The 24,932-nt window shown below is 37.9% G+C and carries 19 protein-coding genes and 1 pseudogene; 10 read left to right on the top strand and 10 right to left on the bottom strand.

From position 1 onward, the window contains the following. Positions 1 to 6 precede the first annotated feature (6 nt). The 8 genes from IEW45_RS14580 to IEW45_RS14545 form a co-directional block, all read right to left on the bottom strand. The gene (locus tag IEW45_RS14580) at positions 7 to 381 is read right to left on the bottom strand and encodes a DoxX family membrane protein (RefSeq protein ID WP_188622009.1); all 375 of its coding nucleotides are present in this window, start codon (positions 379 to 381) and stop codon (positions 7 to 9) included. 142 nt (positions 382 to 523) lie between these two features. Beyond that, positions 524 to 1,090: a type 1 periplasmic binding fold superfamily protein gene (locus tag IEW45_RS14575; RefSeq protein ID WP_188622008.1), complete on the bottom strand. Its 567-nt coding sequence runs from the start codon at positions 1,088 to 1,090 to the stop codon at positions 524 to 526. 18 nt (positions 1,091 to 1,108) lie between these two features. Continuing rightward, positions 1,109 to 3,490, bottom strand: coding sequence for a TonB-dependent receptor (locus IEW45_RS14570; RefSeq protein WP_188622007.1), 2,382 nt, complete (start codon positions 3,488 to 3,490; stop codon positions 1,109 to 1,111). An 85-nt stretch (positions 3,491 to 3,575) separates the two neighbouring features. Beyond that, positions 3,576 to 3,896, bottom strand: coding sequence for a hypothetical protein (locus tag IEW45_RS14565; protein ID WP_188622006.1), 321 nt, complete (start codon positions 3,894 to 3,896; stop codon positions 3,576 to 3,578). Between the two features lie 127 nt (positions 3,897 to 4,023). After that, on the bottom strand, positions 4,024 to 5,025 hold the full coding sequence (locus IEW45_RS14560; protein ID WP_188622005.1) for a GTP pyrophosphokinase: 1,002 nt from the start codon (positions 5,023 to 5,025) through the stop codon (positions 4,024 to 4,026). Positions 5,026 to 5,120: 95 nt separating this feature from the next. Then, positions 5,121 to 6,110: an aspartate-semialdehyde dehydrogenase gene (locus IEW45_RS14555; RefSeq protein ID WP_188622004.1), complete on the bottom strand. Its 990-nt coding sequence runs from the start codon at positions 6,108 to 6,110 to the stop codon at positions 5,121 to 5,123. Positions 6,111 to 6,342: 232 nt separating this feature from the next. Further along, the gene (gene mscL / locus IEW45_RS14550) at positions 6,343 to 6,783 is read right to left on the bottom strand and encodes a large-conductance mechanosensitive channel protein MscL (RefSeq protein WP_188622003.1); all 441 of its coding nucleotides are present in this window, start codon (positions 6,781 to 6,783) and stop codon (positions 6,343 to 6,345) included. Between the two features lie 79 nt (positions 6,784 to 6,862). Continuing rightward, a complete protein-coding gene (locus IEW45_RS14545) occupies positions 6,863 to 9,313 on the bottom strand; it encodes a bifunctional UDP-N-acetylmuramoyl-tripeptide:D-alanyl-D-alanine ligase/alanine racemase (protein WP_188622002.1) in 2,451 nt (816 codons plus the stop codon). Between the two features lie 127 nt (positions 9,314 to 9,440). On the opposite strand from IEW45_RS14545, the gene IEW45_RS14540 reads away from it, so the two are divergent. Beyond that, a complete protein-coding gene (locus tag IEW45_RS14540; protein WP_188622001.1) occupies positions 9,441 to 9,776 on the top strand; it encodes a hypothetical protein in 336 nt (111 codons plus the stop codon). A 22-nt stretch (positions 9,777 to 9,798) separates the two neighbouring features. Here IEW45_RS14540 and IEW45_RS14535 read toward each other — a convergent pair whose 3' ends face one another. Then, positions 9,799 to 10,413 carry a thymidine kinase gene (locus tag IEW45_RS14535; RefSeq protein ID WP_188622000.1) on the bottom strand — a complete coding sequence of 205 codons (615 nt, stop codon included), beginning with the start codon at positions 10,411 to 10,413 and terminating at the stop codon, positions 9,799 to 9,801. Positions 10,414 to 10,515: 102 nt separating this feature from the next. On the opposite strand from IEW45_RS14535, the gene IEW45_RS14530 reads away from it, so the two are divergent. The 7 genes from IEW45_RS14530 to IEW45_RS14500 all read left to right on the top strand — a co-directional run bounded on the left by IEW45_RS14530 (position 10,516) and on the right by IEW45_RS14500 (position 16,830). Then, a complete protein-coding gene (locus IEW45_RS14530) occupies positions 10,516 to 11,562 on the top strand; it encodes a DUF8457 domain-containing protein (protein WP_188621999.1) in 1,047 nt (348 codons plus the stop codon). Next, positions 11,562 to 12,239 (top strand): 16S rRNA (cytidine(1402)-2'-O)-methyltransferase, encoded by a 678-nt coding sequence (rsmI, locus tag IEW45_RS14525; RefSeq protein ID WP_188621998.1) that lies wholly within the window; start codon positions 11,562 to 11,564, stop codon positions 12,237 to 12,239. The genes IEW45_RS14530 and rsmI overlap by 1 nt, the downstream gene beginning before the upstream one ends. A gap of 102 nt (positions 12,240 to 12,341) precedes the next feature. Beyond that, positions 12,342 to 12,998 (top strand): hypothetical protein, encoded by a 657-nt coding sequence (locus IEW45_RS14520; protein WP_188621997.1) that lies wholly within the window; start codon positions 12,342 to 12,344, stop codon positions 12,996 to 12,998. Then, positions 12,998 to 13,432, top strand: a complete 435-nt coding sequence (locus tag IEW45_RS14515; protein WP_188621996.1) for a hypothetical protein — start codon at positions 12,998 to 13,000, stop codon at positions 13,430 to 13,432. The genes IEW45_RS14520 and IEW45_RS14515 overlap by 1 nt, the downstream gene beginning before the upstream one ends. An 89-nt stretch (positions 13,433 to 13,521) precedes the next feature. Beyond that, the gene (locus IEW45_RS14510; protein ID WP_188621995.1) at positions 13,522 to 14,637 is read left to right on the top strand and encodes a serine hydrolase domain-containing protein; all 1,116 of its coding nucleotides are present in this window, start codon (positions 13,522 to 13,524) and stop codon (positions 14,635 to 14,637) included. Positions 14,638 to 14,707: 70 nt separating this feature from the next. Beyond that, positions 14,708 to 16,405, top strand: a complete 1,698-nt coding sequence (recJ, locus tag IEW45_RS14505) for a single-stranded-DNA-specific exonuclease RecJ (RefSeq protein WP_188621994.1) — start codon at positions 14,708 to 14,710, stop codon at positions 16,403 to 16,405. A gap of 62 nt (positions 16,406 to 16,467) precedes the next feature. Then, complete coding sequence (locus IEW45_RS14500) at positions 16,468 to 16,830, top strand: hypothetical protein (RefSeq protein ID WP_188621993.1); 363 nt, start codon at positions 16,468 to 16,470, stop codon at positions 16,828 to 16,830. Here the strand turns inward: IEW45_RS14500 and IEW45_RS14495 are convergent. Continuing rightward, a complete protein-coding gene (locus tag IEW45_RS14495; protein WP_188621992.1) occupies positions 16,827 to 17,579 on the bottom strand; it encodes a UDP-2,3-diacylglucosamine diphosphatase in 753 nt (250 codons plus the stop codon). The two genes, IEW45_RS14500 and IEW45_RS14495, sit on opposite strands and share 4 nt — an antisense overlap. A 227-nt stretch (positions 17,580 to 17,806) precedes the next feature. Here IEW45_RS14495 and IEW45_RS14490 point away from each other — a divergent pair, with 227 nt between their 5' ends. Next, complete coding sequence (locus tag IEW45_RS14490; protein ID WP_188621991.1) at positions 17,807 to 24,502, top strand: choice-of-anchor L domain-containing protein; 6,696 nt, start codon at positions 17,807 to 17,809, stop codon at positions 24,500 to 24,502. Positions 24,503 to 24,827: 325 nt separating this feature from the next. Next, a pseudogene (locus tag IEW45_RS14850) lies at positions 24,828 to 24,932 on the top strand (PorP/SprF family type IX secretion system membrane protein); the annotation flags it as partial.

Here is a 24,932-nt window from a genome sequence, read left to right as displayed (position 1 = left end):
AAGGCTTTATATAAAAAGCGGTTTGTATTTCTGTTTATGCTTGTAGAGCAATACAACATTTAAAATAGCCAGTATTAGCCCTGCACTTATAGAAGGTAAGTCTAAAAACAAATGGAAAAGCACAATGTTTATAGAAATAGGCAGTAATAGCAATAATGCAAAGGGAACCCAAAGTTTAAAAAGTAACATTAAACCGATAATAATTTCCAGTACTGCAACAAAAGTCATAAAGTAACCGGTTTCGGCAAGTGAACCTAAAAACTCTGCAGCATCTTGTGGGGGTTGTGGCATAGGGATAAAAGAATAAAATTTGTTTATGCCGAATAAAATAAGTGCCAGACCTAATAAAATTCTGGCGATTTTAGTAAAATTTGAATCCATAAGCTATATTTTTTAGTTAATCTGTATTAAAATTACTAAAAAATGTTAAATAAATTTAAATTTTAATCATTAATAGAAAAAGCGCACTATTATTCGTTTAAAAGTGCGCTTTTTGTTGGGAATAATATAAAATTATGTTTTGCTATTCTACTACAGCCACTTCAAAAGTAGCAGTAGCATCAGTACTTCCGCCTGCATTGGTAATATCGCCTTCGGCAACACCTTCACCGTCTTTATTTGGTTCGTGTCTTAGTGTAACAGTAAAGTTACCTGTAGTAGCTGTTTGGTTAGCTACAAATGTAAAGCTAAGCCCTATTGGGTTGTTGTTTATATCTTGGTCAGTATAAGTAACAGTTCCTACACCACCTGTTTGATAAAATATTTGGTGCTCATCGCCTTCTTCATATACTTCTTCGGTAATGTTTTCGGCAGGGCTTTCGGTTTCGTTTAAAAAAGTTACACCGCCGGTATAGGTAGTACCTACAACAAAATCGCCTAATACAGTAAGCACGGGAGCATCAGGTCCGTCACCGTCAAGGTCGCGAGAGGTTAATACCACCGTTTCTCCTCCGGCAATAGGGGTAAACGTTGCGGTAATAGTAGTAATTACTTCTTCTTCGTTAATAAATGTAGCTTCATCATCACTACTACATGATGTAAAACCGATAAAACTAATTAGTGCTAAAGCTGAAAATTTTAATTTTCTCATTGTTTAAATGTATTTGGATTAATAAGTGAATTTAATTTGTAATTGTATGTTACGTCCTGCATTGTCGGCATACAGGCGTTGTCGGTTAAGGTAATCTCTGTATGAGGTGTTGAAAATATTATATACAGAGAGGTTGATATCAGTTCCCGTTTTCCCGAAATCGAAATGCATCCCCGAACTGAAATTCAACAAATGATAGCCTTTTGGCGGTATGCTTACATTTACCAAAGTAGAAACAAGCTCGTTGCCCTGCGGAACATCAGTATAAAAATTATAGTTTGGATAACGGTTTTGTGTGAATACAGCTTCGCTGCGCAGTTCTAAAAACAAGTTGTGCCAGTTTGCCCAAGTGTAGCGCACCGCATTGTTTATGTTTAGCGGAGGCATATCAATTAAAGGCTCATCTGTATCGGTATTGGTACCGTGCACATAAGAGAACGTTAAGTTATGCTGCAAACCATTTACAGGCTGCCATTTGGTACTAAAATCGAAACCTGTAAGCAATGCATTAGCCTGTTTGTAGTTGTACACAGGGAAAGAACCCCGTATAGTAACTTCGGTTGCGGTAGGTTGCAGGTAAATAAAATTGGCAATACTGTTAAGGAACGGTGTAGCCTCCAAGCTGAAATTCTTGCCTTTGTGTAACAGTGTAGCCGATACTTTTATAGCCGTTTCTTTATCCAGACCTAAATCGCCCAGTTCTATTGTTCCGTTAGAGTGGTGCAGTCCGTCGCTAAACAATTCCGAAGGGTTAGGGTTTCGCATGGCTAAGCCTGCATTCCCAACCAGTTCGGTGTTGTTAGTAATGCCGTAACGTATGCCTAAACTTGCTGAAATATTATGATAGGTAAACTCAGGATTGGTAAGCCATTGCGAGCCTTTTTCTCCTGTAATAAAGTTGTCATATACACCATCGTAACCAAGACTTGTCCACCTTGTTTTTTTATAATATTTACTTGCCGAAATGTTCGTAAAGTCATAACGTACACCTGCTTCTCCGGTTAGTTTATCTGAAAAGCGATAGGAAGCGATGCCATAAGCCCCGGCATCTGTTTTGGTGTATTTAGGTATAAGGGGGGATACGCCGGTGTCGGGGCTGGCATCATTCTCCTGTAGGGAGAAACTAACTCCTGATTTTAACGTTACATCGCCCAAATATTTTTTCCAGTTGGCTTGTGCCGAATGGGTAATTAAGGTTAAATCAAGCGCGGGGACATCTTTATAATCGCCTCGGCGCAGGTCGAACTCCTTACGGCGGTTCAACTGAAAAGCATATTGCAGGTTCAGTGAAGCATCATTGCCTAGTTTTTTATTATAGTCCAGTTTTGCTAAATGATGCTGTATTTGCTGTTTTGGGTTATCAATAGTATGGGTAAAAGGCTCAATCACGCTTGGCTGTTGGTTGTTGATAGCATTAACCAAATCGGCAGTGTTACCGATGTGTGTTGCTTTGGCTATGCCGATCTCGGCACTGTAAAAGCTGTAAAATCCGCTTATGTTATAATCATCGCCAATGTATCTTGTTTCGCCTGAAAAATTAGCCTCCCGATTGCCTGTATTGGAAATTACATAATCAGGGGCTTCGCGGTCGCCCATATATTTAAACGAACCTCCCGCATTCCATGCCCAGCCTTTTTCGTTGCCTTTATGCAGGCTGGTGGCAAGATTTCCGCCACGCCCGTTACTGTTCAGGCTGAGGATGCTTTTACCGAATAAGCTATCTTTCAATACCTCCATCGGTTTTACCAGAATGAGTCCGCCAACGGCATCGCCACCATATTGCAGGGCATTTGCTCCTTTTATAACCGATATACGTCCGGCGGAATTAATATCGAGGTTAGGGGCGTGTTCTATACCCCATTGCTGGTCTTCCAGCCGTACGTTATTGCTTATTACAGGTACACGACTACTGTGTAACCCATTAATGACAGGTTTTACAATATTAGTACCTGTTTTTAGGGCATATACACCCGGTAGTTCTTTTAAGGCATCGCCCAGTGAGGCACTGCTGTATTTTTCAATGGTTTCAGTTTTCAGGCGGTCTTCCTGTACGGTGTTTTGCGATACCACGTTGTTTTCGGTAAGTACTACTTCCTGTAACTGCTCGGCATGGGGTTTCAGGGTAACATCCAGTACAACGTTATCCCGAAAGTTAATAACGGTATCCAGGGTTTTGTACCCAATGTAGGATATCACCACACGCTGTTCACCCTTAGGAATATTATGGACTTCATAATAACCATCGGGTGCGCTGATGCTATGCAGTGCATTACTATGTATATGCGCCCCTGATAACGGGGTGCTTTTAGGAGTCTGCACCGTACCACTCAAGGTGTATTGTGCCTGTGTACTCCAGCTTACTGACAGTAAAAGTACCAGCAGCAAATAATAAAACTTCATGTATTTTGTATAAAGTTGCTATAAAAACGTATCGTCTTTCCCTGAGTAAAACAGGAAAAGGATTTAGCGGGATGTTGCTGTGTTTTTATACCAATGCAGGTGGTGCGCGTAGTGCAAAAAGGCTACCACCGAAAGAGGCAAAGCCTTCTATACTGCTGTAACGGTAAGGAATGGATTTAAAAGGGAAGTCTAACCGCAGGCAGAATTGCTGTGGTGCGACAAAAAAGTCGAAATGGAAATCACAAACCGAACAATCGTGCTCATCTTCATGCTCTACATCTGCCGCGCTAAATTGCTTAGCTGATTTTTTTACTTCATGGTGATGATGCTCGCTGTGCGCTGTGTGTTTCGCATTGTGCCCGTGACTAAAGGCATGAAAAGATTGATAGCCAGTTGTGAGCAACACAACTGCCATTAATGCTAAATTAAATAAAGCAAACTTTCTTTTCATAACTGCAAAGGTAATGAAAGAATTTATTTAACTGCAACTGTGTTGCAGATATGTTGTGAAAAATTTAAGAGTGTTTGAATAATTATTTTGTGCTTCTATATTTTTCAATTATAATATTATATTCAGGAATATCATTTCTGTTTTTAAAATATTCTTTATTTACTATATCTAGAACACACCTAGCAATTCCAGTTTGAAACCAGTTTATGACGCGATTTGTTCTCCTTTTTTTATTAAATTCTTCACTTATTTCTTTCTCAATTTCTTTTAAGACATTCTTGTATTTTTCAAAACCTTCTACTAATTCTTTAAAGGTTAGATTTTGCTCTAGCATCTCATTAAATAATATAGCCGTTTCTTTAATTGATTTGTCACGTTCTGGAAAAGCATAATCTAAGAAAGCTTGCAGTGTATCAAGATTAAAGTTTTCATAATTAAATTGGTTGGATTTTTTAGCAGATTTGATTAATTCTGCTTTTTTACTTTCAATTTTATTTTTAATTTCTTCAAATTGTTCGTCTGCCTCTTCAAGTTTAGCACTTATTCTGGAGAATTTACGTTTGTATTCTTCAGGAATTTGAGTTTTTGTTTTGTAGGCTAATTTATGTTCAATTTCTGCCCAAGCATGCATCAGCACTGTTCTTACTTGTAACTCAGCTTTTAGGTCTTGCAAACCACGATAATTAGGAGTAGTTAACCAATCATCTTTAATTTTTATTATAAAATGTGATGATCGATAGCCAAATTGATCAAAATCTAATGAAGCTTCTTTACTTTCATTATTAAGAGTATTAAATTCTTTACTTATTATGGCTTTTATTTTTTCAATATCGCTCTGGTAATAACAAATGATTCTGATTCCACAAATGTCTTCAACTTCTTCAAATGGATTTTCATAATCTTTACGTTTAATTTTTTCCATAAAAGAATCATGTTTTTTGACTCTATAATTTATAGATAAAAAAGGGATGTCATTTTCTTCTAGTAAAAGACTTAATGCTTGTGAAATATTAAGTCCTAATTTTTCGTAACGGGATATTAAACTATTGAATTTTTGGGAATCTGAACTTTTTGTTTGTTCCATAATGGAGTAATATAGTGTTTAGTAATTTTAGTTGAAAAATAAAAAACCTGCAACACATTAAAGCATTGCAGGTTATAAATATAATGTATATTCTTTTATACCAGTCCGTTTGCGGTTAAATACTCCGCAATTTGTATGGTGTTGGTAGCAGCACCTTTGCGCAGGTTGTCGGCAACAACCCACATGTTAAGGGTGTTTGGCTGGCTTTCGTCACGGCGAATGCGTCCTACAAAAATATCGTCTTTTCCTTCGGCATATATCGGCATTGGGTAGGTTTTAGTGTCGGTGTTATCCTGTACGGTTACGCCCGGTGTTTCGTGTAGTAGTCGGCGTACATCATTTACATCAAAATCGTTTACAAACTCTATATTAACGGCTTCGCTGTGCCCACCTACTACAGGGATGCGTATTGCTGTAGCCGAAACGTTTACGGTATCATCACCCAGTATTTTTTTGGTTTCGCGTACCAGCTTCATTTCTTCTTTGGTGTAGCCATTGTCTTCAAACACGTCGCATTGCGGTATGGCATTACGGTGAATAGGATAAGGGTATGCCATTTCGCCCTGTGCGCCTGTATATTCGTTTTCCAACTGCTGTACCGCTTTTACGCCCGTTCCTGTAATGGACTGGTAAGTGGAAACTACTACTCTTTTTATGGTATATTTTTTATGTAATGGTGCTAACGCCATCAGCATTTGTATGGTAGAGCAGTTAGGGTTGGCTATAATCTTATCATCTTTAGTCAGTACATCGGCATTAATTTCGGGGATAACCAGTTTTTTGTCGGCATCCATACGCCATGCACTGGAGTTGTCTATTACGGTTGTGCCTGCTTCGGCAAACTTAGGTGCCCACTCTTTAGAGGTATCGCCACCTGCCGAGAACAGTGCTATTTGCGGTTTCATGCTTACGGCTGTGGCAAGGTTTACCACCCTGTATTTATTTCCTTTAAACTCAATTTCCTTACCTACCGATTTTTCAGAGGCAACGGGTATTAATTCGGTTACAGGAAAATTTCTTTCCGCCAGTACTTTAAGCATTACTTCGCCTACCATTCCGGTAGCGCCCACAACAGCGATTTTCATAATTATCAGGTATTAAATTGTATTGCAAAAGTAATGAGAAATTGAGTTGTAGTTGAGGTAAGAGAGAAAAATAACAAAAAAAACAAATTGTTGTAAATTTAACCTAAACCCTACTGTTTTGTGATGAACAGGAAAAGAAAAACCGCCCTCTATGGGGCGGTTTAAATTATACAAAGGTTAGAATATATAGTGTAGCGGACACTAGTTTGTTTATCTCGTTATATTGTGTGATTTATTGCTTGCTTTTCAATACATCACGAATTTCCATAAGTAATTGCTCTTGCGCGCTTGGTGCCGGTGGTGAAGCAGGCTCCGGAGACTCTTTCTCTTTCTTCTTAGTTTTAGCATAGGCTTTTAAAAACATAAAAATAAAGAAACCTATAATAATAAAGTTAAGCACTACTTGTATAAAGTTACCGTAGTTTATGGTAACGGCTTCTACTGCTGCAATGGTTTCGCCATTAATAACCTGTTCGGGTTGGGCTTCTTTTATTACATATTTAAGGTCGGTAAAATCTACCCCGCCAAGTGCCACGCCAATAGGCGGCATAATAATATCGTTAGTAAACGATTTTACAATAGCACCAAATGCTGTAGCGACAATTACCGCTGTAGCCAAATTTACAATGTCGCCCTTTAAAAGAAAGGCTTTAAAATCTTTAATGAATCCCATACGCTAAAAGTTTTTGTTAATGTGTTTTACAGAAGGTTGGTTTGTTTTTTTCCTCTATAGCTAATTTAATAAAAATTGGTTACTCTTTATAAAAAACCCTCTTAACACGTTGTGAAATACCTGTTAGCACCTCATAAGGTATAGTATTTATGGCTTTTGCTATATCAATTACACTAGGGTTTTTCCCGAAAACTTCAACGCTGTCGCCTTCTTTACAGTCTATATTAGTTACATCAACCATCATCATATCCATACAAATGTTCCCTGTAACAGGTGCTTTTTTGCCTTTTATGCTAACGTAGCCTTGCTTGCTCCATGCACGGGCAATACCATCGGCATAACCTACGGGTATTGTAGCGATTTTTATTTTTTCGGTAGCCATAAAGTTACGGCTGTAGCCTACGCTTTCGCCTGCTGTTATTTCTTTTATCTGGAGGATAGTCGTTTTTAGCGTGCCTATTTTTTCCAGTCGTTTGGTTTCCTCGGCATCGTTTCCCACGCCATACAGCCCAATACCTATGCGAACCATATCATACTGCGCTTCGGGATAATTGTAAATACCCGAAGTGTTTAATATATGGCGAATAGGGTTTATTTGCAGTGCTTCCATTAATCGGGTTGACCACTTTTCAAATAAGTCAATCTGATGATGGGTAAAGTCGCTAAATTGTCCATCATCACTAGCCGAAAGGTGCGAGAAGATGCTTTTTACGCTTACAAAATTGTTGTTGTGCAATAGGCTTATGAGTTCTTCCAGTTGATTTTCCTCAAAGCCCAAACGGTGCATGCCGGTATCCAGTTTTATATGGATAGGATATTCTGAAAGGTTCTTTTTACGGGCGATATTTAAAAATGCCTGTAGCTCATTTATAGAGTAAATTTCAGGCTCCAGTTTATAGGCAATCATAGCACTGAAAGCACTCATTTCAGGGTTCATTACTATAATCGCGGTATTTATACCCGCATTACGCAAGGCAACGCCTTCATCAGAAAACGCTACGCCTAAATAATCTATTTTATGATGCGATAATGCTTTAGCAATTTCGTAACTGCCACTACCATACCCAAATGCCTTTACCATACCCATAGTTTTGGTGTTTGGTTTTAGCCGAGAGCGGTAAAAGTTGAGGTTGTGTATTAAAGCGGTAAGGTTAATTTCCAATACCGTTTCGTGGGTTTTGTCTTCCAGTAATACCAGTATTTCCTCAAAACGGAAACTACGTGCGCCTTTTAACAGTATGGTTTCATCTTGATAGCCATTTGGGTTAAACTGCGCAAGGAATTCCTGCGTGGTTTTATACGGATAGAAATTTGGGAAATCGGCGAGTTGTTTGGTAATGGTTTCCCCTATACCTATAACGCGTGTAATGTTATTATCAGTTAATAGCTGACGTACTTTTAAGTAAAGTTCATCGGTATCAAACCCACTTTGGAAAATATCCGAAAGTATAACCGTTTTCTTTTGATGTGTTTTTTGCTGCTCTAAAAAGTCCAGTGCTATTTTAAGCGACTGGTAATCGGAGCTGTAACTGTCGTCGATAACCGTACAGTTATTAATGCCGTTTTTTATTTGCAGCCGAAGCTCTATAGGGTATAAGGTTGCCAGCCTTTGCGATATAGTTTTAGCATCATAATTAAAATGCAATAGCACCATAAGGCAATTAATGGCATTCTCTATAAAAGTATCATCGGTAAAAGGTATGGTTACCTCAAAAGGTTGTTTATAGTTAACCTGTAGTAGGGTATTTCCTTTTTCCTTTTTTGGAGTAATAGTTACATCTGCCCCTGATTCACCTTCGTAATTCCAGGTAAAAGTTTTTGCTTTTTCAGGGAGCAGGTTTTCAACTGCTTCATTTTTCTGAAGGATTACTACATCAGTATTTTTAAACAGTTTTAATTTTTCGGTTATTTTTTCCTCGCGGGATGCAAAACCTTCATCATGTGCTGTGCCTATATTAGTAAGAACTCCTATAGTAGGGCGAATGATATTTTCCAGTTTTTCCATTTCATTAATCGTGGAAATACCCGCTTCAAAAACACCTAAGTTGTGCTTTTGGTTAATACCGATTACAGATAATGGGACACCTATTTGTGAGTTATAACTCTTAGGGCTGCGTATAATATCGTAATCAGGGCTAAGCAGGTAATTAAGCCATTCTTTTACAATGGTTTTGCCGTTACTACCCGTTACAGCGATAAAAGGGAAATTAAAAAGCTGCCTGTAATAGGTGGCGAAATCCTGTAAAGCTTTCTGGGTGTCATCAACTACAAAAAAGTTGGCTTTACCCTCTGCTGCTTTGGGTATATTGGTTACTACAAAATTACTAACTCCTTTATTGATGAGTTCGGATATAAATACATGCCCGTCTTTATTTTGCCCCTGTAAAGCAAAAAATAAAGTCCCTGAGTTATTTTGTAGCGAACGGCTGTCTATAGACACATTGTCTATTTCAGTATCAGGCTGTAATCCTTTAAAAACAGCTTTTGTAGCAGTAGTAATATTTTCTGTTTTTATACCCAAAACATACATGGTTTAATTAAGTGTAAAAGTAAGGATAATCAGTAATTTAAAAATTTGTTTATACATAAATTCTTTCATGTATTGTTTTAATATTTAAATTTGTACACCTACACTATTCACAGTATATTTAGATAACATGAGCAGAATTGAAGGTTCTTTTTATCTTAAAATGATAAAGGGTGGTAACCTGCTAGGGGAATATACAAATAATGATATATACAGCCGCTCTTGGGAAATTGCAAACCTGAAAGAGGCAGGTGATGGTCCTTTTTTAGGTAAGTATAAATCGCAATGGCTTGAAGTAGAAGGACCTTATACCGGTGAGCTTGTTATAGAGCGAATAGAGGATATAAGTGATACTAATAAACAATACCGACTTACCTGGTACAGAAAAAACGGAGAAATAGCTTATATGGGAGAAGCTATTTTAGCAGATGGTATGCTTATGGGGCATTATATTAACTACTATTAGTTTAGTTGGTAGTCTTTTTCTACTATTTTTTCTTTTCAGGATTAGTTTTATTCTCTTGCGCTTCCTTCATAGCTTTAAAGTAAGCTGCCCGGCTTAATGGTTCATATTCTTCCGTTTCGCCTAAAAGTACAAGGTTGTCACTGTTGCCTTTTCTAAAGCTGTAATTAGCAAGGTTGCCCGTTCGGGTACAAACAGCATGTACTTTGGTAACATATTCCGCAGTAGCCATAAGCGCAGGCATAGGTCCGAAAGGATTCCCTTTAAAATCCATATCCAGCCCTGCAACAACTACGCGAACACCGCTGTTAGCAAGATCATTACAAACCGATACAATTTCATCATCAAAAAACTGCGCTTCATCAATACCAATAACATCGCAATCCTGAGCCAATATTCTAATATTAGCTGCTGCGGGTACAGGAGTAGAGCGAATTTCATTAGCGTCGTGCGATACTACCAACTCGTCATCGTAACGGGTATCTACCGCAGGCTTAAAAATTTCTACTCGCTGGCGGGCAAACTGTGCCCTTTTGAGTCTGCGTATAAGTTCTTCGGTTTTACCGGAAAACATAGAACCGCAAATAACCTCAATCCACCCAAATTGCTCTTTATGATTTACTGTATTTTCGAGAAACATTTTGTAATTTTCAGGCAGTAAAACAGAAATGTTTTCTGTTACTTTGTAAGGAAACAAATTTATTAAAAAACAATTGTAAGACGCTGCTTAACCCCGAAAGTTATGAAGAAAAAGTTAGAAGCCGAGTTATTAAGTATAGCCCACAGGGTATTACGCTTAAAAAATAAAGATGATATAGGGCAATTGCAGCAGGAAGCATTAAGGCTTTATGAAAAACTTTCGGTACTTAAGTTTGTTGAAGAAAACTTAGGTAATCCTGATAAGGCAGAAGCTAAAGCCATAGCCGAACAAAAGCTGGAAGAAGCCTACCAAACACCTGTTGCACCAGAAACAGAACCTGTAGTTACAGAGGCACCAAAAGCTGATGAGATGCAAGAGGAAGAAAAAGAAGAAGCAACTCCTGTAGCAGAACCAACTGTTGCCGAAACTGCACAGGAAGAAGTAGCAGAAGAACCTAAACAAGAAGAAGAGCAGGTTGATGCAGAAGTGGAAGAACCGGTAAAGGAAGCACCTAAAAAAGAAGTTCAGGAAGCGCCGAAAGAGGAAATTAAAGAAGAAACCTACGGTCACGATATTGTTTTTGATAAAAAACAAGAGGAACAGGAAAAACCTGTTGCGCAAACAGAAGATTTATTCGAAGAGTTTAAAAACTATAAAGAACCGGAATTTGTAAAGGTTGATGATGATGTACCGGATGTAGTGCCAACATCGGACGACTGGCAAAGTTGGGTTCCTAAAACAGGTGAAGAAGAAACGCCTGCCAAAGAACCAAAAACAACTACAGAAGCCTCGGCAATGCCAACAAATGAGAAAGAGGATAAGCCTGTTGATACTCCTGCTGAAAAACCCGTTAGTACACCAAATGCAGCAGTATCGTTTGCAGCTAAGCCTTCACAACGCTCTCTTAACGATGCGTTGGGTAAAGCTATAAACTTAGGGCTTAATGACCGTATTGCTTTTGAAAAACACCTTTTTGCAGGCAATAGCGAAGACTTAAACCGCGTACTGTCGCAACTAAATACATTTGATAATTTTGAAGATGCTCAAAACTTTGTAAACTCCTTAATTAAACCTGATTATAACAACTGGGAAGGTAAGGAAGAATATGAAGAGCGCTTTATGTCACTGGTAGAAAAAAAGTTTGATTAATGGGTAAGTTATATATAGTTCCCACCCCTATAGGCAATCTTGATGATATGACCTTTAGGGCTATAAAAGTATTGCAGGAGGCAGACTTAGTACTGGCGGAAGATACCCGTACCAGTGGTAAGCTTATGAAGCATTTTGATATTACCACCCATATGCAAAGTCATCACATGCATAACGAGCATAAAACGGTAGACAATATAGTAAAGCGATTAGAATCGGGGGAGGTAATAGCCTTAATATCCGATGCGGGAACACCTGCCATATCCGATCCCGGATTTTTGCTTACCCGTGCCTGTGTAGAAAATAATATTGCGGTGGAATGCCTGCCGGGCGCAACGGCTTTTGTGCCTGCACTGGTAAATAGCGGACTGCCTAACGATAAATTTGTTTTTGAAGGTTTCCTACCTGAAAAAAAAGGACGCCAAACGCGTTTCCTAACCCTTGCCGAAGAACCCCGTACTATGGTGTTTTATGTATCGCCGCACAAGCTGGTAAAAACACTGGGCGAGTTTGTACAGTACTTTGGCGAAGACCGCCCTGTTTCAATATCGCGGGAGTTGAGTAAACTGCATGAGGAAACCGTTCGCGGTACAGCACAAGAAGTATTAGCTCATTTTGAAGCGAACCCGCCAAAAGGGGAAATTGTAGCTGTAGTGGGAGGGAAGCTTGATAAGTAGCCGTTTATTTATTAGATTTAATATATGAAAGCTGTCATAAAATTATTAACTAGTTGTTTGTTACTGTTACTACTTGCTAATTGCAGTAAACCTGATAATCAATTGAACGTTACTTTTTCTTATGAGAGTGCATATGACGGTGAAAAGTTTGTAGTGCCATATATTAAAATTAACGCAGAGGATTCCGTAATTTTTGAGGATTCGAGTCCTTTATATAGGTCTGTAAAAGACACATTGAAATTCAAAAATTTGCAAGAGGGCGAATACACGATACATTATTACAATATATTAGGAGAAGAAATAATTAAAAAAGCAATTCTTAAAGATAATTGTGTAAAAGATATCAGAATAGCACCTGACTCAATATCAATAGATGAATATTATAAAGATACGCCTATTGAGAAACTGAAAGAGGATAAATCATATATAGTTAAGAGTTATTTTGGAGGAGTTGCAGGAATGGAAGGGTTTTATAAGGTTTCAAAAATAGAAAATAATATATTTTATGAATCTTCTAATCAAAGCAGAAGGAGATTATCTCAAGATGAAATAGCAGCATTAAAAAGATTTGAGGCTTACCTTTTAGGGATAGCGCATTTTGGCTTAGGCAATGGGTGTCTCACTGATTCCTATACTATAATTAAGGATAATGATTCAATAAAAATAAATCTTTGTAGGTGGCAAGAGTCCCAAAAATTTTATCCCAAGATATATAAACCGGAATATGATACCCGAAATGATAATTTCAACTCTAAATAATGTTATTAAAAACAATCGAAGAACTTGAAAAATGGATGAGGGATAACTGTTTTAATTTTGATAGTTATTCTGTCAATGGTAATTTCATTCATGAAGGTTATGGTATTGAGAATTCCGGAGGGTTGTTTATGTGGTACTATACTGAACGTGGAGAAAAAGAAAATTTAAAGTGTTTTGCGACTGAGACAGAAGCTGTAATATACGCATATAATCAAATTACTGCCGATAAGTGGGCAAATGCACATTGTATAGGTTTTACTCAGAATAAAGAGAAATCATTTGAATTAAGTAGTAAGTTAGAGGAAATGAATATTCCTTTTTTTCAGGATGAAATTCCTTATTATGGAGAAAAGTTACCTGTTTACAGAACATTTGTTTCCGGGTGTGATATTAAAAGGGTAACCGACTTAAAAGCTAAGTATTACATGTATTAAGTATTACATGTATAAGGAATTATAGGCTTTTTAAAAGCTTTTAATTTTTAATGCTTTGTACACTTAAATCACAACCTAAAAGACATGGTATGAAAAAACCAATCCAGATTTTCCTGATTGCGTTGTTTTTAGCCCTATCAGCGGGAGTTACAGCCCAATCGGTAGAAAATAAATTCCAGCAGGTGTTGGACTCGGTTTATAATACCAATAAGGATGCTGTAGGGATTATGATTCATGTAGAAACTCCCGATAAAAATATCTCATGGACGTCGGCAGTAGGATATGCTGATAAATCAACCCAACAAGCTATAAATAAAAATCAGCCTGCTATTATTGCCAGCAATACCAAAACGTATGTGGCAGCCGCAATTTTAAAGCTGGTTGAGGAAGGTAAAATATCTTTAGACCAGTCTATAGAAAATAGTATCAACCCGAAAACAAAAGAGCTTCTTATAGGAGATGACTATAATGTAAAACGAATAACAGTAAAGCACTTACTTTCGCATACTTCGGGTATTGCCGACTATGTGAATGACGAATACTTTGCGTTTGTGTTTGAGAATAAAGACCATGAATGGAGTAGAGATGAACAAATACAGTTTGCGGTTGAAAAAGAAGAGCCTATAGCCGAAGCAGGTAAGGTATTTAAATATGGAGATATAAATTATCTATTGCTTACAGAAATTATAGAAAACAAAACAGGAAAGCCTTTTTATACTGCTGTTAGGCAATTGCTCGATTTTAAAAAGCATAAACTTAATAACACATGGTGGTATAGCTTAGAAGACTATCCTGAAAATGTCCTTCCTTTAGTGCAGCAATATTATAAAGAGTATGATGTGGCTGCGAGTGATTTACACCCATCATTTGATTTATATGGCGGTGGCGGTTTAGCTGCTACTACTAAAGATTTAGCTATGTTTTTTCAGTTATTGTTTGAGGGTGAAATTATTAAAGATAAAAAGCTTTTAGAGCAAATGCATACTTATGTACTTCCAAAAGAAGAATCGGTATATTGTTTAGGTGTTCAAAACATATCTTTTTATCGTACCATAACGGGTTACTATCATGGTGGTTTTTGGGGTACAGATTCTATGTATATCCCGGATATGAACACTACCATTTCAGTATATATACTGGAAAAAGAGAAGCGTGACCTGAATGCTGAAATTAGTTATAAAGTACTGCAAATTATTAAAGAGTAGCCATTATAGAATATTGTTTTGTGTTCTTTGTATATTATAGATTATATTCGCCGAAATTTGAAATTTTTAAATGCGCTGGACACTTAAACCACAACCTGCAAAGGATAAAATACAACATTTAGCACAATCATTAAGTATAGATACTATACTCGCTACACTTTTAGTGCAGCGCGGTATAGAAACGTTTGAAGATGCCCGAAAATTTTTTCGCCCCTCTTTAAGCGATTTACACGACCCGTACCTGATGCAGGATATGGATAAAGCCGTACAACGTATTGAAAAAGCCATTGCAAATAATGAAAATATACTTGTTTTCGGCGATTATGATGTTGATGGTACTACGGCGGTGTCATTAATGGCTTCCTACTTAAAAAGCATATACCCAAATGTAGATACGTATATCCCTGACCGCTATGCCGAAGGTTACGGTGTTTCCAATCAGGGAATCGAGTATGCCGATGATAACGACTGTGCTTTAATTATAGCATTAGACTGTGGTATAAAAGCTATTGATAAAGTAGCCTATGCAAAAAGTAAAGGCATCGACTTTGTAATATGCGACCACCACCGTCCGGGGGATACTTTGCCTGATGCCGTTGCAGTATTAGACCCTAAACGGGAAGATTGTAATTATCCTTATAAAGAACTTTGCGGTTGCGGAGTTGGTTTTAAGTTAATACAGGCATTAGCAGCGCAACGCGGGCAATCAATAGATGTCTTAATTCCATACCTTGATTTAGTTGCTACGGCAATAGCAGCTGATATTGTACCCATAACAGGCGAAAACAGGGTGTTGGCTAAGTTTGGTTTAGAGGTTATTAATACCAATCCGCGACCGGGTATAAAAGCGCTAATTCAGCAGTTAAACAGAAAAGATTTAACGGTTACGGATGTGGTTTTTGCTGTTGCGCCACGTATTAATGCAGCAGGGCGTATAAAACACGGTAATGATGCCGTGCAGTTGCTTACAGAGTTTAATTTGGAGCAGGCAGAAGAGTTTGCTGCTCAAATAGAGTCACTAAATGCCGACCGTAAAAATCTTGATAAGCAAATTACAGATGAAGCACTGCAACAAATAGAACAAAACAACGAACAGGAAAAGTATACTACTGTAGTATATAATGAAGATTGGCATAAAGGGGTTATAGGCATAGTAGCTTCCAGACTCACGGAAACGTATTATCGCCCTACACTGGTTTTCACAAAAAGTGGTGATAAACTGGCAGCATCGGCACGCTCTGTAAAAGGGTTTGATGTGTACAATGCTTTAGATGCTTGTTCAGACTATATAGAGCAGTTTGGCGGGCATATGTATGCAGCAGGGCTTACCTTGAAAGAAGAGCAGTATTTAGGCTTTAAAAATAAGTTTGAGGAAGTAGTACAGCAAACCATTCCGCAAGATTTACTTACTCCCGAAATTACTATTGATGCTGAGCTTGATTTTACAGCAATTACAAATAGATTTTACAGGATACTAAAGCAATTTGAACCTTTTGGTCCCGGTAACATGACGCCTATTTTCCTTACCCGAAATGTAAAAGATTCCGGTTATGGCAAAACTGTTGGTGCAGAAGGCACTCATTTAAAACTGTTTTTAAAACGGGAAGATGAAAAAGGCTATTCGGCTATTGGTTTTGGTATGGCGAATAAGAAGGATTTGGCTTGTAATGGTGAATTTTTTGATGCTGTTTATTCTGTAGATGAAAATACCTGGAATGGTGTAACTAGCTTGCAATTAAGGCTTAGGGATATTAAGTGTGAAGATTAATATTTCAATATAGAATCATTCTAAATAAAATTGTATTTTTGCTTTCAAACCTTTGCAAAAAGATGAAAGAAGTAGCGCAATTATACAATAACGACTTTGGTTTAGCTTTCTACTGGAAAAAAGACGGTGCAGTTTTAAAAAACCGTGTTCAGTTTATATTTAAAGAAATGGGGTTCTACCTTTTACCCGATGAGGTAGAGGAGTTTAAACAACTTGCCGAAGGGACTATAAATTACTATAGTTGCACTAAGTGCAGTTGCGGGAAAGATTGCCACAAGTTACTGCTTAAAACACCTATGAATGGAGTAGACCTTGCCGTTACAAAAACTGAGTTAGTTAATATTAAAGACTTAATGGAAGGTACGCTTTTTAACCTTAGTTTAAATAACTATTTGGACGAACTTTGTAATTCCGATAACAATTAGTCTTTGTACTCTTTTAGTTCAAGGGTTTCGCCATCAAAAACACCATAGGTAAAATAACTTACCCAGTCGCCTAAGTTAAGGTAGGTAGACTTTTCGTTGAGTTTAATATCTAATGGTAAGTGTCTGTGTCCGAAAATAAAATAGTCGTAGTGTTTAGTCTCTAGTTTGCGTTTGCAATATTGTACTAACCATTCATTTTCTTCTCCTAAAAATATAACATCCTCATCACCCGATATTAACTTGTTTTTTACAGAAAGGTGCTGTGCCATTCGTACACCAATATCAGGATGTAGCCAACGGTAAAGCCATTTAGAGAAAGGATTGATAAATACCTTTTTCATTCGTTTATAACCTTTATCTCCGGGACCTAAACCATCACCATGCCCAATTAAGAATTCTTTACCGTTAAAAGTGAATTCTTTTGGTTTATGATAGACAGGAATATCCAATTCCTTTTCAAAATAATCATCCATCCAAAGGTCGTGGTTACCTACAAAAAAATATATCGGTATGCCGGAATCTCTTATTTCTGCGAGTTTACCCAGTACTCTTACAAAACCTTTAGGGACTACAGTTTTGTATTCAAACCAAAAATCAAAAAGATCACCAAGCAGAAAGATAGCATCAGCATCTTTTTTTACTTCATCAAGCCATTTAACAAACTTTTTTTCCCTTATAAAGCTCTTTTCAGGCGTTGGTGCTCCTAAATGCTGGTCAGATGCGAAGTATATTTTTTTGTTCTTGTCCATTTTAATCGTTGTGGCATCAAAGATAACAATGATAATTCAATTGATATTGCTATTTATCTATTGAATATATCACTAAAAAAAAGTCTTTTTTATATTCCTAACAAAATAAATAAATTTTGTTTTTTTTGGCATAAAATTGAAATATCTTTATTTTTCACCCTCTTCTATTACCATTTTTTTCTTAATTTCCCCCTTCTTAAACGTAAACTACTAAAATATAAATCTCTATGAAAAAAATTACTTTGTTGTTTTTTCTATCATTATTGCCTTTGTGTGCATTTGCACAGCTACCGGAAGAGGGGTTTGAGGGTTCATGGCCCCCTACAGGTTGGACAATAGACAATAATGGAATAGGACCTGCTGCGTCGTGGACGCAGAGTGCGTTAGGTAACCCGCTTCAGCCTCCTTATGAGGGTGATTATGCGGCTTATATAAATAAGGAAAACGTAGCATCAGGTATACCTGAGGATTGGTTAATTACACCTCAGTTTACAATGCCTGATAATCCCCAGCTTCGTTTCTTTTCAAGGCTTACACAGCCGGGAGACCAAGGCTCTCTGTACCGAATAATGGTTACTACAGGAGACCCTACTGATCTTTCTTCTTATGATCAAATACAAGAATGGGCAGAATTTGACATTAACCCTATTCAGGATGATTATTCTGAAAAAGTGGTAGACATTCCGGGTACATATGTTGGCCAGAGTGTGTATGTTGCCTTTGTTATGCTTGGCGATAACGGAGACCGTTGGTTGGTGGATAATGTTAAGGTTGTGGAACAATGTTTACCGCCTACAGACCTTGGTGTAGACAATGTCGGTCTTGATGCTGCCGATCTTACTTGGAATAACCCTTCTGGGGCTTCTTCGTTTGAAATAGAATTTTTAGCGGCGGCAGATATACCTACCGGTAACGGTGAGGTATATAACGGAGTTCCTCCTTATAATGTTGATGAACTTGATGAGAATACAGAATATAAGTTCTACGTAAAAACACTTTGTGATGACGGAGGAGAAAGTGAATGGGAAGGTCCGTTCTATTTCAGTACAGTAGCATTAGGTGCTACATGTGAAGCTGCTATAGAAATTGCTGCTTTGCCATACAGTACTACTGATAACACCTCTACTTATGGGGATGATTATAGCGGTAGTCCGGGTGCATCAGGATGTGGTAGTACATTCGGATACCTTAACGGGGATGATGTAGTATATGAATATACTGCAACAGATGACGGTACAATTAGTATAGATATGACAGAAAACGGATCGTATTCCGGTATGTTTGTTTATGAAAGTTGTGATGATATAGGAGTTAGTTGTGTAGCTGGTGGAGTAGGAGGTTTTGCAGGAGATCCGGTTTCAATTCCTGATTTTGCTGTTACCGCAGGTCAAACATACTATATTGTTATTTCTACCTGGGCGTCTCCTCAAACAACACCATATACTTTAACAATACAACAAGTGTTCTGTGCTCCGCCGGAAGAATTACCAACTACAAACATTGGGCAAACTTCGGCTGACCTTTCTTGGACTAATCCAAGTGGAGCAACTGCATGGGAAGTAGTAGTACAAGCTCCGGGTTCAGGTATACCTACAGGTGCCGGACTTACAGCTACTACAAATACAAACTATGAAGCAGGAGGTTTAACACCTGCAACACCTTATGAATATTATGTAAGAGCTGATTGTGGTGACGGTACATTTAGTGCATGGGCAGGACCGTTCCTGTTTAATACTACTATATGTGAACCTGCAGACCAGTGTACATATACTTTTGTAATGGTAGATAGTTTTGGAGACGGCTGGAATGGTAATACTATGACAGTATCTCAAAACGGTATAACAATAGCTACACTTACAGGTCCTACAAATGCCGATAACCAAAACCCTGTTTCCGTAACAGTAGAGGTGTGTAATAACCTTCCTTTACAGTTATTCTGGAATGCAGGAGGTAGTTTTGCTGCTGAGGTAGGCGTTTCTGTACAAAACTCATTTGCACAAACAATATTTGAAAAAGCGCCGGGAGAAGGTACACAAAACTCATTATTATATGAAGGTGATGTAGATTGTGATACCCCTGCATGTTTACCGCCGGAAAACCTTACAGTAACTGATATATCAACTGACCAGGTACAACTTGGTTGGGGAGGTCCTGCTACAGGTGAGTGGGAATACTTTATTGTAGAAGCAGGTTCTCCTGCTCCAACAGATGCTGATTCAGGAACGTATACAGATACTAATCCTGTAGTTGCTACAGGTCTTACAGCAGGTACAAACTATGAGTATTATGTAAGAACAATATGTGTTGGAGACCCAGACCCAAGTGGCTGGAGTGATTCATTCTCTTTCACTACTGCGCTTTGTGAACTTACAGACCAGTGTGTATATGAATTTATAATGGTAGATAGTTTTGGAGACGGCTGGAATGGTAATACTATGACAGTTACACAAAACGGAGCTACAATAGCAACATTAACAGGTCCTACAAATGCTGATGACCAAAACCCTGTTACAGTACAAATTTCGGTTTGTAACAACGAGCCGCTTGAACTATTCTGGAATGCAGGTGGTGCTTTTGCAGGAGAAGTAGGTATAAGTATAGTAAATAACTTTGACCAAACATTATTTAACAAACCACCGGGAGAAGGCTCTCAAAATACAATGCTGTATGAAGGTACTGTAGATTGTGATAATCCTGCTTGTTTACCACCGGAAAACTTAAGTGCTGATAATATAACTACTACAACGGCTGACCTTAGCTGGACTCCTGCTACAGGTGAGTGGGAATATTATATAGTTGAAGAAGGAGAAGCAGCTCCGACAGATGCTGATTCAGGAACATTTACTGATGTTGTTCCTACTGAAGCCACAGGTCTTACAGCAGCTACAAACTATGAGTATTATGTAAGAACGGTATGTGACGTAGATGAATATAGTGTTTGGGCAGGACCATTTGCATTTAGTACAGAGGTATGTGAGCCTGAAGACCAATGTGTTTATGTGTTTGAAATGACATCGCAATTCTGGGGTTGGAATGGTAATACCATGACAATATCTCAGGGTGGAGTTGAACTTGCTACTATAGGACCAGGTTTTACAGGCACAGGACCTGAAACAGTAGAAATATCAATGTGTCCTGATGTTGAATTTACAATATTCTGGAATTCAGGAGGCTTTGCCGGAAATGAAATAGGTTTAACAGTTTATACACCTTTTGCTGAAGATGTATATACTAAACCTTTCGGAGTAAACACTCCAAATACATTATTATATACAGGTATGGGTAACTGTACACCTCCTGCTTGTCCTAAACCACAAGATTTAGCTGTAGATGCTACTACTACTGATAGTGCTACACTATCTTGGACTGAAATGGGTAGTGCAGATACTTGGGAAGTTTGGGTATTGCCTCCGGGTTCACCTGAGCCAACTGAGCCGGGTACAGTAACGGGAGATAACCCGTATATAGCAGAAAACTTAGAGGCGGGAACACCATATATTTATTATGTAAGAGCAAACTGTGGCGATGAAGATGGTTACAGTACATGGTCTGGTCCTTTCTCTTTTGTTACAGAACTTGAGAATGACGATTGTGACGGAGCTGTTGATGTTCCTGTAAACCCTGATGCCGAGTGTGTTGATTTTGTTTCGGGTACTTTAACAGGTTCTACAGGTTCAGGAGTAGATTTAAGTTGTGTTACATGGATGGATATTGAATATGATGCTTGGTTCTCGTTTGTTGCAGAAACAGGTACGCATAGTGTAACCGTAAACAATCAGGTAGGTGCTACGTTTAACGTTGCAGTATTTGAAGGTGATGATTGTGGTACTTTAACAGAACTATCGTGTGGTGGTAATAGTGAAACAATTACAGGTTTAACACCGGGAGAAACATATTATGTAATGGTATATACTACTTTCTTCTCAGACCCTACAGCAGTAACAAGTTTTGACGTTTGTATTAAAACACCTGTACCGCCAATTACAGTTAATGATACTGAGTATACAATGGAAGAGTTAGTTCAGGATGTATTAATAGGTATTGACTGTGCTATAGTATCTAATGTAGAAGCTGTATCAGGTTCTGATTTTGGTCAGGCTAGTAGTATAGGTTATTTTGACCAAAACGGTTCAACTTTCCCTTTCACTAATGGTATAGTAATGGCTACAGGAGGTATTACTGAAGCTCCGGGACCATGGCCGGGAAATGCCACTTTTGATAATACAGGATGGCCTGGAGATGCTGATTTATCGGCTATTATTGCAGAAGGCGGTAACACAGGACCGTTAAACAATGCTTCTGTATTGGAGTTTGACTTTGTACCTTTTATTGATGAAATAAGCTTTAACTTCCTGTTTGCTTCAAGTGAGTATGGTACATTCCAGTGTACATTCTCTGATGCGTTTGCATTTATACTTACAGGTCCTACCACAGCAGTAGACGGAGATAACCTTGCGGTTATACCAGGTACAACAATACCGGTATCAGTAGTAAATATTCGCGATGAAGCCTATAATGGTAACTGTGATTCTCAAAACCCTGATTATTTTGCTCAGTACAACCCTGATAACCCTGAGGCTTCGCCAATAGGTTATAATGGTCAAACTCAGGTTATGCAAGCTCAAGCTAGTGTAACACCGGGAGAAACATATCATATTAAATTAGTAATTGCAGATTATAATGACTCTGCTGTGAACTCTGCTGTATTCCTTGACGGAGGTAGTTTTGCAATAGGTGCTCCTGATTTAGGAAGTGACCTTACTATTGAAGGCGGTAATGCAGCTTGTGCAGGAGAAGAAATTGTTTTAGATACACAAATGGATCCTGATACTTATGACTTTACATGGTATCAAGGTGATGATGAGCTTGTAGGAGAAACAGGTCCTAGTTTAACAGTTACAGAAGGCGGAACATATACTGTAGAAGTTCTTTATGAGAATACAGAATGTTCTGTTGAAACTTCTAAAACAATTGAATATTATGATCCTATTGAAGAGATAACAGGTGATCCTGAAGATTTAACTATTTGTGATGCAAGTGGGTTTGGTGAATTCGATTTATCAGTAAATGACACACCTATATTAGATGGTTCAGACACACCTGAGGATTATGAAATAACATATTACCTTACAGAGGAAGATGCAGAAACTGCTAGTAATGCCATTGGTGCAATATATACTAATGAAGAACAGTATCAGCAAACAATATATGTTAGAATAGAGAATATAGAGTCTGGTTGTTTTGGTATTAAGCAATTTGATTTAATTGTACAAGATCTTACCCCTGAGTTTGATATAACGGAAGACTTCTCACTTTGTGAAGGTACAACCGGTACAATAGAGATTACAGCAACGAACTATGACCCGGACTCTCCTAATGTTTCATATACATGGACATTGAATGACGGTCCGCTTCCTGATACAACAAGTACTATTACTGTAGAGGATGAAGGTGTTTATGAAGTAACTATTAATAACACAGGCTGTGAGGCTACAGCAACAGTAACAGTTACTGTAACACCTACTCCGGTAGCTGATGCACCTGCTGATGTTACAGAGTGTAATAACTATACACTTCCTGCATTATCTGCAAATAATAATTATTATACAGGTCCTGACGGAACAGGTGATATGCTTGCGGCAGGAGATGTTATATCATCTACACAAACAATTTATGTATTAGCAGATAGCGGTACAGAACCAAGTTGTACAGATGAAAACAGCTTTGTAGTAACTATTGTTGATGGTCCTGAAGTAGTAACTCCGGGAGACCAAACAGCATGTGATAGTTATACATTACCTACTCTTGACGAAGGAGACTATTATACAGATGTAAATGGTCCTGACGGAACAGGTACCATGTTAAATGCAGGTGATGAAATAACTACTACACAAACAATTTATGTGTATGCTGCAACAGGTGGAGGTTTATGTCCTGGCGAAGAAAGCTTTGAAGTAACAATAATTGACAGCCCTGTAGCTCAGGTATTACCGGATGTAACAGAGTGTGACGTTTATGAGCTTCCTGCTCTTGACCCTGATAATAATTACTATACAGGTCCTGACGGAACAGGAGATATGCTTGCAGCAGGCGATTTAATAACTACAACTCAAACTATTTATATACTTGCAGATACTGATCCAATTTCAGCATGTACAGGAGAAAGCGAGTTTGTAGTAACTATTACACCAAGTCCGGACTTTAACCTTGGCGGTCCATACGCAACATGTGTGGCAAGCAGCGCTACTATTTCTGTAAACGCTAATAACTTTGATACTGCAAATGCAACCTACGCATGGACAGTTAACGGAGTAGCTTCAGCAGAAACAGGTTCAAGCATCCAGGGTACAGAGTTCGGTACTTATGAAGTAACAGTAACCGTTAACAACTGTTCTGCTACAGAAAGTGTAGCATTAACTCAGGATACTGCTGCTGTAGCAATAATGTTTGAAGAAGGTTGTGAAGACGGAATATACATGGTAAATGTTATGGATATTGACGGTTCATTTAACCCTGATACAGCAAGCTACGCATGGACAGGTCCTAACGGATTCTCTGAAACCACTCAGGAAGTTGTTATACCGGAAGCAGGTGACTATACTGTAACAGTAACTACAGAAGATGGTTGTATAGGCAGTACTGTAGTAAATGTTATAGACACAAGTTGTTCTATTCCCAGAGGTATATCACCAAACAATGATGATATGAACGATACCTTTGATCTTACCTCATTAGGTGTAACACAAATAAGCATCTTTAACCGTTACGGTGCAGAAGTATTCAGTTACGGAGCTTATACAGATCAGTGGCACGGTCAAAGTAGTAGTGGTGACGAACTACCTACAGGTACTTACTTCTACTCTATTAAGAGAGCAAACGGAGAAAGTAAAACAGGATGGGTTTATATCAACAGAGAACAATAAAGAATAATAAGCTAAATAAGGAAGTTTCCCACCTGTAAAGGTGGGGGCTCTCCTTTTTTATTTGCTTTTTTTTAATATTAATTATTTGTTGTTTTATGGTTATTTCTACAATACACGATTAAAATTAAAAGTTAAAATCATCAATAATTCCGTTTTAATTTATTTTTTTTGAACTCCTTTTTTCAATAAAATTTATAGGTTTTAAGTCATGGGAATTAAAAACCTGTTTTTTTGTTAAATTTTAAAGGAAGGTGTTAGTATTTACTGATAAAATATTAAATTGAAAAAGGAAAAAATGAAACAGAATATTTAGTTACACATTAATATGAAAAAACTATACTTAGCCAGTTTACTGGCGTTGTTAGGGTTCACGGACATGACTGCCCAGCAAGACCCACACTACACCCAGTACATGTACAACATGAACGTA

It is taken from the genome of Flavobacterium suaedae, assembly GCF_014642915.1.
GTDB lineage: Bacteria > Bacteroidota > Bacteroidia > Flavobacteriales > Flavobacteriaceae > Flavobacterium > Flavobacterium suaedae.
The sequence above is the reverse complement of the archived record's forward strand: the minus strand, read 5'-3'. Positions and strand labels throughout refer to the sequence as shown.

Bases quoted from the DNA above. Each gene is read 5' to 3' on its own strand.
- IEW45_RS14580 (WP_188622009.1), bottom strand. From the start codon at position 381: ATGGATTCAAATTTTACTAAAATCGCCAGAATTTTATTAGGTCTGGCA.
- IEW45_RS14575 (WP_188622008.1), bottom strand. From the start codon at position 1,090: ATGAGAAAATTAAAATTTTCAGCTTTAGCACTAATTAGTTTTATCGGT.
- IEW45_RS14570 (WP_188622007.1), bottom strand. From the start codon at position 3,490: ATGAAGTTTTATTATTTGCTGCTGGTACTTTTACTGTCAGTAAGCTGG.
- IEW45_RS14560 (WP_188622005.1), bottom strand. From the start codon at position 5,025: ATGGAACAAACAAAAAGTTCAGATTCCCAAAAATTCAATAGTTTAATA.
- IEW45_RS14555 (WP_188622004.1), bottom strand. From the start codon at position 6,110: ATGAAAATCGCTGTTGTGGGCGCTACCGGAATGGTAGGCGAAGTAATG.
- mscL (WP_188622003.1), bottom strand. From the start codon at position 6,783: ATGGGATTCATTAAAGATTTTAAAGCCTTTCTTTTAAAGGGCGACATT.
- IEW45_RS14545 (WP_188622002.1), bottom strand. From the start codon at position 9,313: ATGTATGTTTTGGGTATAAAAACAGAAAATATTACTACTGCTACAAAA.
- IEW45_RS14540 (WP_188622001.1), top strand. From the start codon at position 9,441: ATGAGCAGAATTGAAGGTTCTTTTTATCTTAAAATGATAAAGGGTGGT.
- IEW45_RS14535 (WP_188622000.1), bottom strand. From the start codon at position 10,413: ATGTTTCTCGAAAATACAGTAAATCATAAAGAGCAATTTGGGTGGATT.
- IEW45_RS14530 (WP_188621999.1), top strand. From the start codon at position 10,516: ATGAAGAAAAAGTTAGAAGCCGAGTTATTAAGTATAGCCCACAGGGTA.
- rsmI (WP_188621998.1), top strand. From the start codon at position 11,562: ATGGGTAAGTTATATATAGTTCCCACCCCTATAGGCAATCTTGATGAT.
- IEW45_RS14515 (WP_188621996.1), top strand. From the start codon at position 12,998: ATGTTATTAAAAACAATCGAAGAACTTGAAAAATGGATGAGGGATAAC.
- IEW45_RS14510 (WP_188621995.1), top strand. From the start codon at position 13,522: ATGAAAAAACCAATCCAGATTTTCCTGATTGCGTTGTTTTTAGCCCTA.
- recJ (WP_188621994.1), top strand. From the start codon at position 14,708: ATGCGCTGGACACTTAAACCACAACCTGCAAAGGATAAAATACAACAT.
- IEW45_RS14500 (WP_188621993.1), top strand. From the start codon at position 16,468: ATGAAAGAAGTAGCGCAATTATACAATAACGACTTTGGTTTAGCTTTC.
- IEW45_RS14495 (WP_188621992.1), bottom strand. From the start codon at position 17,579: ATGGACAAGAACAAAAAAATATACTTCGCATCTGACCAGCATTTAGGA.
- IEW45_RS14490 (WP_188621991.1), top strand. From the start codon at position 17,807: ATGAAAAAAATTACTTTGTTGTTTTTTCTATCATTATTGCCTTTGTGT.